Origin of the sequence: Streptomyces lavendofoliae (assembly GCF_014649735.1) — a bacterium.
GTDB lineage: Bacteria > Actinomycetota > Actinomycetes > Streptomycetales > Streptomycetaceae > Streptomyces > Streptomyces lavendofoliae.
In genome coordinates this window covers 76,356-86,312 of sequence record NZ_BMTP01000021.1, presented here as the reverse complement: position 1 = coordinate 86,312, position 9,957 = coordinate 76,356, and the positions used below count along the sequence as shown (strand labels likewise).

The following is a 9,957-nucleotide window of genomic DNA, read 5'->3' as shown; positions in this document are numbered from 1 at the left end:
CGGGGCGTCGGGCCGCGCCGTACACCTTCGCGCCGCGCACGACGAGCTGGGCGGCCAGGTGCCGCCCGAGGCCCCGGTTGGCGCCGGTGACCACCGCGACCGCGTTCTTGAGTTCCATGCTCGCTCCTGTCCTTCGCAGGCGCCGTCGGAGCGCCCGCGTCGATTAGATTGCAACCACAATCTAAACACGTGACTAGAATAGATTCCAATCGACATCCAAATTGGCTCGTGCAGGAGGTGGCCATGGGCCGCGTATCGCAGGCGCAGGCGGAGGAAAACCGCAGGCGGGTGGTGGACACCGCATCCCGGCTGTTCCGGGAGCAGGGCACCCACGTCAGCGTCGCCGATCTCATGAAGGCGGCCGGCCTCACCCACGGCGCCTTCTACAAGCAGTTCGCCTCCAAGGAAGCGCTCGTCGATGAGGTCACCGCCCACGTCTTCGACGAGATCGCACGGCTCAATGCGGCCGGGCTCGAGCGGCACGACGGGCAGCGGGATGCCGCTCAGCGGGCCCTGATCGACACCTACCTCTCCGTCGAACACCGTGACAACGCGGCGGACGGCTGCCCGGTCGCGGCTCTCGCCATCGATATCGCGCGCGGACCCGAAGGCCGCGAGGCGCGCCGTACCTACGCGGAGGGCGTGGCCGAATTCGCCGCGTTCCTCGCCCCCGCCGAGGCCGTCGCGGGCGGCGAGGCCGTCGCCCCCGCCGAGGCCGTCGGGGGCGTCGGCGGCGTCGGGGGCGTCGGCGGCGGCGAGGGCGTCGGGGGCGGCGAGGGCGTCGGGGGCGGCGAGGGCGGCCTCGCCCGGCTATGCACCCTGGTCGGTGCTCTGGTCCTGTCCCGGGCCACCCAGGGCTCCCCGCTCTCCGAGGAGATCCTCGCCGCCGCGCACGCGGCCCTGACGGAAGCCGGCTGACCGGGGGCCCGGCATCGGGCGCCGCGCGGCGTGTGTGCACCGGTCGCACCCGCGAGGTGACGCGGAGTCCGAGGCTTCCGTGCTCGCGGCCTGATCGGTCCGGCGTAGTTCCGTGCTCCCTACGGCAGTTGTCGTGCGCAGGCGACACCTATCGCGCTCAGGCTCACTTTCCCGCCGGGCATCGCCCAGACCATCGTCCGCTTCACCGAGAACGTCCTCACCGAGGAGCACGGCGACGTCGTGGACGTCCCGCGCCAGCTGGAGGCCGCGGGAATGAAGCAGGCGATGGAGGCGCACCCGGCGCACCGCACCACCGCGTAGCCGCACCACCGGGACCGCGGTGGTGCGGTGCGGCACGCGTCGCAGGCGCACCACCGCGCCGCACCACCGCACCGCGCCACGGTGGTGCAGTCCACCGGCACGCCGCACCGCACCGAGCGCGCCAGCGCCACAGCTGAGCGGGCTCCTCTATCACGCACCCGCTTGGCCGCCGGCCTGATCGCGAGCCGAAACCGGCGATGTCGAGGAGAAACGTCGCGGTAACAGAGCTGGACAAGGGGGTGTAGCGGAGCCGGGCAAGGGGGTCGCACGCGTCCAGCCGCACCCGGACAAGGGGCCGCCGGCGGCGGGCACCGCGAGATGCGGGAGCCCAGGCGGTCCGCCCGCCGTACAGCCTAAGACCGTGTCCTACGTGGTGCGGCGGGTGCGTCGTTTGTAGCAGCACAAGGCTGCGGCGAGGCCGAGAAAGGCCAGGTAGTTGCGGGGGTTTCGTTCGTAGCGGTGGTTGAGCCTGCCGTAGCCGGTCAGCCAGGACATGGTGCGCTCGATGACCCACCTTCGGCGCCCTAATCGCTGGCTGGACTCGATGCCTTTGCGTGCGATACAGACGCCGATGCGCTTGCCGTGTAACCATCTACGAAGGTCAACCCGGTCGTAGGCCTTGTCGGCATGCAGGCGTTGGGGCTTGAAGTGGCGGCCGTTGTGGGGGTCGTGTCTCGTTTGGTGACCCTCGACCATGGGCTTCAGGCCTTCGCTGTCGTGGACGTTGGCTGCGGAGACGCCGACGACCAGAGGCAGTCCGTTCGCGTCCGACAGGATGTGCATCTTGGAACCCGGCTTGCCCCGGTCCACGGGGCTCGGACCTGTGTGTTCGCCCCCTTTTCGGCCCTGACGTGGGCGGAGTCGAGCACGACGCGGGAGACGTCGATGAGGCCGGCATCGTCGAGCCGGTGCACGATGTCCTCGTGCGGCCGGCCCCACACGCCGGCACGCGACCAGATCACGAACCTGCGGTGAGCCGTCGACTTCGAGATCCCGAAGCAGGGCGGCAACGCCCGCCAAGCACAGCCGCTGACCAGCACGTAGATGATCGCCGCGAACACCCTCTCATCAGGCGTGTCCTGCGTCCCGCCACCCTGCGGCCGCACCCTCGACGGCGGGATCAACAGCCTCGCGATCTCCCAAAGCCCGTCCGGGACAATCCAACTCCACGTACCCCGCCCCATGCAGACCTCAGCGACCACCTCACCACGTAGGACACGGTCTTAGCCGCGGGCCTCTTCCAGCAGACCTGCCGCATGTGCGGTCCGCTGGTACAACACGTAGCGGCCGTCTCTGACCTTGGTGACGAGGCGTGCGCGGTGAAGGGCGCTGAGGTGGTAGGAGACGGTGCCCGGGGTGTATCCGGTCCGGGTGGCGAGTTCCGCGGTGGACCGGGCGGTTTCGAGGTCTGCCAGCAAGGCGGCTCGGGCGTTGCCGACCACTTGCGCGATCCTTCCGGACCTGCGATCCCGGCCGGCTCCGATCCGCTGGGCGGGGTAGTAGAGGACGAACTGCCCGGGGGTGTCGACCTGGATGATGACGTCGGGCCAGCTGAGCACGCTGGGGGCGAGGACCAGGTCCTGACCGGTGACATCGATTTCGCCGTCCCACGGCTTGGCGAGGGCGACCGCGTTGCCTGTCCAAGCGATGTCGGGGTGGAGTGCTCCGAGCGCGCGGCCGACGCCATGGGTGGCGATGGCGGTCGCGCGGTGGGCGATGTCCTGATCGATGGTCGAGTGCAGTTCGGGCCAGCCCTCGGCCAGGGCATCGCGCCAGAACCGGGCGAGACCGTTGGCGAGATGGCGCTGCATCCGTCCCGATTCCGCGATCCGGCGGGTGGTGGCCAGCAGCGGCCTGCTCCAGTGGGTCCGGGTGTGGGTGAAGACTTGGGTTTCGAGGTCTTCCTGCGCTACGGCCTCGATCTGCGCGATCTGCTCGTCGAGCAGGTCGCGGCGCTGTGCGTGCGTTTCTGGCTGAGGGGTGAGCAGGTCAGGTCTGTAGGTGTCGCCGTTCTGCGGCAACAGGTCTGCGAGCAGGGCGACGTCCGGATGAGCGAGTGACGCGCGGGCGAGTGGTCCAGGATCTCCGAACACTGGGTGCCGTCCCGACGCGGCGGTGAGTTTCAGCCATGCTATGGACTCCGACGCGGGCGAAGGGGCCAACCGCGTCCTGGACACTGTGTCGGCGTCTACACGCAGGGTGAGCACCGCCCCGACGGTAGCAGTTGTCGCGATGGATTTGAACTGGCTCGAATGCTTTCCGGCGTGACGCCCACGCCTGCTTGAGTCGTGTTGCCGAACAACGGCAGCAACGCTCACTGCCCGATCTGAGGCGGTCGCCTCCGCACGACGGTGAGGTTGCGCATCGGGCACTCGAGGGACCTGGGAGTGGTTGTCATGGTGAAGTTGAAGGACACAACGAAGGTGAAGAGCCGCACGAGGAAGGTCGGCATGGCCGTGACGGCAGCCGCGTCGGTTGCCGGAATGGTCTTCGCGGCGACACCCGCGGCCGCCGCAGGCTCCGCCGACTTCTCGGTTGTTTATACGGCGAGCTATTACCAAGGCACGGCCACCTGGTCCAACCGGTCGGTCAGCGTCGACGGATCGTTCAAGGCCAGCAATTGTCGGCGGGTCTACGTGCGGGCGTTCGCAGGTAGCACCACACTGGACTTCCAGAGCAGCAGCACCTGGTGCAACCGATCCGGGCCCGCGAACTTCACCCTTGACGCGAACGTCGTCGGTGGGTCCGACAACATCTGGGTCTACATGACGACCGAAAACCCGAATACTGTCCTCAAAGCACAGACCTGCTACCGCGCCGGCTACTGCGTCGACGGCCGGGTGTAGCCTCAATCTTTCGAGACGGTCCGTCGGCTTCGTCGGCGGACCGTTTCGGTTCTTCGGCGTCGGTCTGATCCCCGCGTTCTGCACTGTGGCGGCGAAGCTCTCCGCTGAGCTCCCGAGCGGGATCCAGATGACGTTTCCGCACGAGGGCAGGGGCGAGAGCCCTTCTGCGTCGAGGGCCGCGTGCAGATCGATGCGCAGTTTCCTCGTGTGCGCCATCCGTTCGGCGAGTGCCTCCTCTTGTTCCAGCGAGACGCTCGCAGCGAGCTCGGCGGTGCGAGTGACAGAGAAGGGAATGGCGGTCTTGCGAGCGCACTCCAAGATGTCTAGCGCGGCGAGCGCGTAGCCAACTGCATGACCTCGGCCCGGGTGTTGCAGCCGTCCCGGTCGGCGTGGATCCAGTCGCCGAACTCCCGCTTGCGGTCATACCCCTCGCGCCGCTCGTCGTCCACCGGCAGCTCGGCGATGGCCGCCAGCAGCGTCGGTACCGCCGACGGCGCGGACGAAGCGGCCGCTGCGGGAGCGGGAGTCAGGGCGGTCAGGGGCGGCACGGTGAGCGCGGCCGACCGGGGCCGCACCCGCATCCGGCGCAGGTGGTCGAGCGCGCGGTGCCGGGCGATCGTGGCGGTCCACCCCCGGAACCGGCCCCGTCCCCCTGGAACCGCCCGAGGTCCCGGGCGATCTCCAGCCAGGCGTCGGAGGCGACGTCCTCGGCGTCGACCCCGACGATCCCAGCAGGTAGCCGAGCAGTCCCGGCTGCACGATCCGGTACGCCACCGCGAACGCGGCCTCGTCGCCGCCCTGGGCCCACGCGACCGCCGCGCCCGGTTCCCCGCCGTACGCCTGCGCGCGCCGGGGTTCTCCTCCCTAACCCAAGGCTGTCTCGATCGTACGGAGTTCGTGGCGGGCGCGTGGTCCCCGTGCCGCACCCACACTCGACCGCGGCCACGCCCCACGGTGATCAACGCCCACACCGACAGAATTGTCACAGCGCGGCGAAGACGTCAGTCAGGCAATCACCGTCCTGCGGTTCCGGGGTCCCGCCCGGGACTACCGTCCACGGCCTGAACCCGGTCGGCCCCGGGGCGCATGCCTCTGTCCGCCGTCGAACGCCCCTGGCGTGCACCGGAGCGCCCCCGCGTGAGGGGATGACCGTCGGCGCTCCCGCGCCCACCATGGGAGCGGGCCGGGCCGGGACCGGTGCCACGGGGGCGAGGGCCGTCGAGAGCGTGCGGGAGGCAGCGATGGGGCGACGTTGGCTGGTGACGGGGTGCTCCTCGGGACTGGGGCGGGCGCTGGCCGAGGCGGCGGCGCGGGAGGGGCACGAAGTGGCGGTCACCGCGCGCGACACCGCCACCCTGGACGACCTGGCCACCGCCTGGCCCGGACGCATCGTCCCGCTCCCGCTGGAACTGCGCGACGCCGTCCAGTGCGAGGAGGCCGTCCGCACCGCCGCCGACCGCCTGGGAGGAATCGACGTCCTCGTGAACAACGCGGGCGCCGGCCTGTTCGGCGCGGTCGAGGAAGTCTCCGACGCCGAGCTGCGCGACCAGCTGGAGACCCTGGTCGTGGGCCCCTGGCGGCTGGTCCGCCTGGTCCTGCCGCTCATGCGCGCCCAGGGGCGCGGGCACATTGTCAACGTCTCCTCCCTGGCGGGCCGGATGGCGTTTCCCGGACTGGGCGCGTACGTCGCCGGGAAGTACGCCCTGGAGGGTATGAGCCAGGCGCTGGCCGCGGAGGTGGCCGGCCAGGGCGTGCGAGTCACCGTGGTGGAACCCGGCGGTTTCGCGACCCGTTACGGGACGTCGCTCGCCGAGTCGGGCCGCCGGCTGCCCGAGTACGCCGCGGTCACCGCCGAAACCCTGGACGCCGTACGCGGCATGGCGGGCGACCCCGCCACCGGTCGGCCCCAGGACTACGCCGCCCGGATCCTCGGCATCGTCGCCGCCGACGCGCCCACCCCTTTGCGCATCCCGGTCGGCGACGACGCCTACACCTACCTGGAGACCGCCGAACAGGCCGCCCGCGAGGAACTGGCCGCCGCCCGCGCCCTGGTCGGGGGACTGTCACCGCTGCCGTCCGCCACGCCGTAAGAGCCGCACCGCGCAACGCCGACCCACGTGACAGCCCATCCGATGTGTGACAGGAGTTCAGTTCGCCCCTCTTGCCGTCGGCGATGTTGAGGTCGTACCACTGCGGGCCGTATGCGCAGGGAGCGAGAGGCTCCACCACCGGCCGCCCATCCTGCTCCATCTTGACCATCCGGGCAGCAAGCAGAGGTCACTGCCCGGAAGCGACCAGCAGGTCGGCCGCGCTCCCGTCCCGGCATCGCGTGCCGCACCATCCGCGCGAACCGCTCATTCTCCTGCTCGATCGCCAGTTGCGGCAGCGCCCTTTGCCGGTCATCCAGAGCAAAGTCCCTCGGAACGTCGGGCCCTGGCTCGACGCGGGCGCCTCGCCGGCCCCGAGGACCCTTACGACGGCCCTGGTCCACGCCGATTCCTTTGTCGTGTGCGCAGGCAGGGATCTGCCGCACATCGACTTCGCGCTCGTCCAGCTTCGCCATCGTCGCCGCGATGCCAGGCCACGTCGGCGAGGACAGGATGGCCTCACGGACCGGGCCCGCGGGTAGGGTCTTGCGGTGCATCCGCTCCCACTCCCCCGTCCCTTCCCTGCGCGGACTGGGCCGCGTCCTCCACCCCGACCCCCACCTCGCCGAACAGATCGAGGAGCTCTAACCGCACGGATGCAGGAGCGGCCGCCCCCGCTCCCGTACTACCCGGTGGTCGGACACGGCGCCGTTCTGCGCCGACGAGGGAGGTATGCGTACTGAGAGACCCCGGGCTCCCAGCCCCCGGGCTCCCAGCCCCGGGGCTCGTCCTGACCGGCGCACAGCGATCACCCTGCGCCGCCCGGTGAAGCGCCGCACAGCCGTAGGAGCCGGCCGGTCGTCCTGAGGCCGGGGCGAAGTGTGGTGGGGGCGGCGATCGCTGCCCCCACCTCGTGTCTTGGTACTCCCGGATGATCTAGTCGCCTGTGGTGCCGAGTTGGACGACCTTGGGGTCGTGGGTGCTGATGCGGTTTCCGGTGCGTGTGTCGATGCGGAAGATGCCGCCTGCGCCTTCGATGACGTTGGTGGTGTCGAAGAGGTAGAGCTGCGCTCCTACCGCGTTGATGTGGGGAGGGGTCTGGGGAGGGTCGACGGCCTTGCCGATGGCCAAGCTCGCGGTGAGGAAGGCATCGTGCGCCATGACCGCCCAGCCGCTCGCCAGGTGACCGGGGTCGAACTTTTGCCCGTGATGAAGTCGGCCGAATTCATCGGCGAATGCCTTGTACAGGGCGCGGTCGGGGTTGTTCTTGCTGCTGAGCTGGGCCGGGTCGGCGAGCGGGACGTAGAGGACGGAGATAGGGGCATCGGGGTCGTTCAGGGCCGGGATCTTGCGGTCCAGGGTCGCCGCGTCCGAGCCGGTGACCACGGTGATCGGGGTGGTGCGGCACTGCCTTTGGTGCAGGTTCTCGAGGAAGGTGGGCAGGTAGGTGGCGCGGCCGGCGTAGAAGACCAGGTCGGGGGTCACCTTGCCGCAGAGGTTCTTGCTGATGGTGTTCAGGCTGGTTCGGTCGGCGCCGTTTCTGACGTCGAAGTTGAAGTAGACGTCGCCCTTGTCGAGGTAGGGGCGCAGGCCGGTCGCCTGGTCGTAGAAGGCCTTTTCCAGGGACTGGGTGTAGAGGTCGGGGGTGTTGTTGGGGGTGAAGGGGGCGCTGACGAGTGCGGCGGTCTTGAGGTCGGGGCGGTTTTGGAGGTGCCGGCTGATCGCGGCGAGCTGGGTGTTGACCGTGGGTGCGACACGTACGAGGCCGGTGATCTTGGGGCCGTTGTCGATCGTGCCGGTGGTGTCCAGGCCGGCGGCAGTGATCAGATCGCCGATCATGGGGATGGAGGCCTTGGACAGGGCCCGGGCGGCGTCGATGGTCTCCTGGCGGCTGAGGCCCATTCCGGTGACGGCTACGAGCCGGTCCTTGGTGCCGGTCATCGATTTGAGCCGGCCGGTGACGGTACGCCAGTCCTTCTGTTCGCTGCCGGTGTTGGCCAGCACCAGCCGGATCTTTGGGTAGGAGTTGCCCCGGTTTGCCCGGTGCTGGGCGATGAAGGCGCCTTCGACCTGGTGGACGGCGCGGCCGCCGGACAAGCTGTTGGGGCCATCGGTGAGCGGGCCCAGCAGGGCGACTGTGACGTAGCCGGGGCTCTTGGCCGCTGCCTGGTTCTCCGCGTCCACCGCGGCGAGGGCCGGCTGCAGACCTTTGCCGAAGAGACTGTGGCCGTCGCGGCCGTCGGTGATGCCGACGCACTCACCGGCCGCCGTGCTCAGCAGTGCCGGGTTGGCGGTGCCGCAGTGACGCTTGCGCTCTGCTGCGGCCTTCTGATCATCCCGCTGTTGCTGCTGCGCGGCGCGGGCAGCGGCTTCCTGATCCTGTTCCTGCTGCCACCACACCACGCCGGCGCCGGCAGCGACGACCGCCGCCGTGGCAAGCGCGATCGACAAGTGCAGTCGCCGGCGCTGGCTGAGACCGGAGACGGAGAGCGCCTGCGTCCAGTCCCGTGAACGTTTGACGGGCGCGACACCGTCGTTGACGGCGTGCCAGGCCTCACCCCACGGAGCTTGTTCGTCTTCGCTCAATCCGCAGGCCTGCAGGTACTGAGTGACGAACTTGAGGCTGGGAAGCTGATCCCTGCGGAGGGTGGAGGCGACCGTGGAGGGTGGCAGCGGCTCGCCTGCCGCGGTGGCGTTCTCGTTGAGCCGTTCAAGAGACAGCCGCATATAGGTTCTCAGGCCCACCAGGGCCTCACGGAACTCCTTGGCGTTGCTGATCGTCAGCGGCTTGGGCGGCCGGGGTGCCAACGGCTGCCGAGGCTGACCGGGCTGGTCCACCGGACCTGCCGTCTTCTTCCAGAGAGTCCTCACGCGTGCCTCGCAGTGGCAGGGACGGACGACTGCTCGAGCCACGCGATGATCGGCACAGCAGCGCCGGCGGCCACCGTGATGACGCCGAGCGCGTCGAGGACGGACTGTCCCGACTTCAGCAGCAACACGACCACCATCACGATGACGACGAACACCGTCACCCGAAGGCCGGCCGTCACCGCACCCGTCCCGCAGGACAGGTGCGCGGGCAGGACACTGCTGCGAGGACTTTGTGAGCGCGAGGATCGGGGAACGTACATGATCTGACCTCCTGGGCGCTGGCGTGGATCGCCGGACGGACCCCGTGGGGGCGATTACCGGTCACCGCCACGGGGTGTGATGGGAAGTAAGCGTGCTGTCGTCAGCGGTCCGGTGGCAAGCCCTGTACCTCGTCGGAACGGCACCCCGTGAGAACCGCGTCGTGCGGCAGGCGTTCCACGCCCCTCCGCCCTCCTGCCAGGCTGCTCCCCAGCTGGTTCGTCCGAGCCGGCGAGGGTGCTTGAGTCGTTCGGAACGCTCTTCGACGCCGGACAGTAAATGCCCCGGGACCTGTGCGTACTTCCTTCGGAAGTCGGCGGAAGGCCTCGTCGATCTTGCTATTGCTCTCGAGTAGTGACGAGACTGGGTACCAGCGGCCGCTCTCAAGACAGCCGCTGTCGTGACAGCCCTCGTCAGGTCCTCCTGGGCGCGATGCGGACAGTTCACGGACAACGAGAGGGCCCCTGTTACCGGCAGGGGCCCTCTCCCACGCTCCCCACGGCCTGTCGACACCTTCCGAACAGATCCCGCAGGGCTCCACGATCGTACCGAGCACACATGCCCGCAGCAGGCCAACGACCAATCATCGACGACGCGGGGACGACACGATGGGCACGGCTGCAGGACGATGCCGTCACAGAACCCCGCCGCGCCAC

7 protein-coding genes and 2 pseudogenes are annotated in these 9,957 nt (G+C 69.5%); 3 read left to right on the top strand and 6 right to left on the bottom strand.

The features are described from left to right. A pseudogene (locus IE109_RS29755) lies at positions 1-118 on the bottom strand (short-chain dehydrogenase); the annotation flags it as partial. Between the two features lie 125 nt (positions 119-243). On the opposite strand from IE109_RS29755, the gene IE109_RS29750 reads away from it, so the two are divergent. Further along, positions 244-918: a TetR/AcrR family transcriptional regulator gene (locus tag IE109_RS29750; protein WP_189554460.1), complete on the top strand. Its 675-nt coding sequence runs from the start codon at positions 244-246 to the stop codon at positions 916-918. A gap of 687 nt (positions 919-1,605) precedes the next feature. On the opposite strand, the gene IE109_RS29745 is transcribed toward IE109_RS29750, so the two are convergent. Together IE109_RS29745 and IE109_RS29740 are read right to left on the bottom strand one after the other, a co-directional pair. Then, positions 1,606-2,423 (bottom strand): IS5 family transposase gene (locus tag IE109_RS29745; protein ID WP_189554468.1). Its coding sequence is split into 2 segments (ribosomal slippage): positions 1,606-2,081 and positions 2,081-2,423, totalling 819 coding nucleotides; the frame shifts between segments, so codons are not numbered across the junction. Between the two features lie 39 nt (positions 2,424-2,462). Next, positions 2,463-3,446: a DUF5937 family protein gene (locus tag IE109_RS29740; protein ID WP_189554459.1), complete on the bottom strand. Its 984-nt coding sequence runs from the start codon at positions 3,444-3,446 to the stop codon at positions 2,463-2,465. A 189-nt stretch (positions 3,447-3,635) separates the two neighbouring features. On the opposite strand from IE109_RS29740, the gene IE109_RS29735 reads away from it, so the two are divergent. After that, positions 3,636-4,085: a hypothetical protein gene (locus tag IE109_RS29735; RefSeq protein WP_189554458.1), complete on the top strand. Its 450-nt coding sequence runs from the start codon at positions 3,636-3,638 to the stop codon at positions 4,083-4,085. Positions 4,086-4,635: 550 nt separating this feature from the next. Here the strand turns inward: IE109_RS29735 and IE109_RS29730 are convergent. After that, positions 4,636-4,958 (bottom strand): annotated as a pseudogene (locus tag IE109_RS29730) (RNA polymerase sigma factor); the annotation flags it as partial. A 368-nt stretch (positions 4,959-5,326) separates the two neighbouring features. On the opposite strand from IE109_RS29730, the gene IE109_RS29725 reads away from it, so the two are divergent. Continuing rightward, the gene (locus tag IE109_RS29725) at positions 5,327-6,175 is read left to right on the top strand and encodes an SDR family oxidoreductase (protein WP_189554457.1); all 849 of its coding nucleotides are present in this window, start codon (positions 5,327-5,329) and stop codon (positions 6,173-6,175) included. A gap of 933 nt (positions 6,176-7,108) precedes the next feature. Here IE109_RS29725 and IE109_RS29720 read toward each other — a convergent pair. Beyond that, positions 7,109-9,010 carry a type 1 periplasmic-binding domain-containing protein gene (locus IE109_RS29720; RefSeq protein ID WP_189554456.1) on the bottom strand — a complete coding sequence of 634 codons (1,902 nt, stop codon included), beginning with the start codon at positions 9,008-9,010 and terminating at the stop codon, positions 7,109-7,111. A gap of 29 nt (positions 9,011-9,039) precedes the next feature. Beyond that, complete coding sequence (locus tag IE109_RS29715; protein ID WP_189554455.1) at positions 9,040-9,303, bottom strand: hypothetical protein; 264 nt, start codon at positions 9,301-9,303, stop codon at positions 9,040-9,042. Positions 9,304-9,957 lie beyond the last annotated feature (654 nt).

Excerpts from the sequence above, each read along its gene's own strand:
- IE109_RS29750 (WP_189554460.1), top strand. The coding sequence starts at position 244 with ATGGGCCGCGTATCGCAGGCGCAGGCGGAGGAAAACCGCAGGCGGGTG.
- IE109_RS29735 (WP_189554458.1), top strand. The coding sequence starts at position 3,636 with ATGGTGAAGTTGAAGGACACAACGAAGGTGAAGAGCCGCACGAGGAAG.
- IE109_RS29725 (WP_189554457.1), top strand. The coding sequence starts at position 5,327 with ATGGGGCGACGTTGGCTGGTGACGGGGTGCTCCTCGGGACTGGGGCGG.
- IE109_RS29715 (WP_189554455.1), bottom strand. The coding sequence starts at position 9,303 with ATGTACGTTCCCCGATCCTCGCGCTCACAAAGTCCTCGCAGCAGTGTC.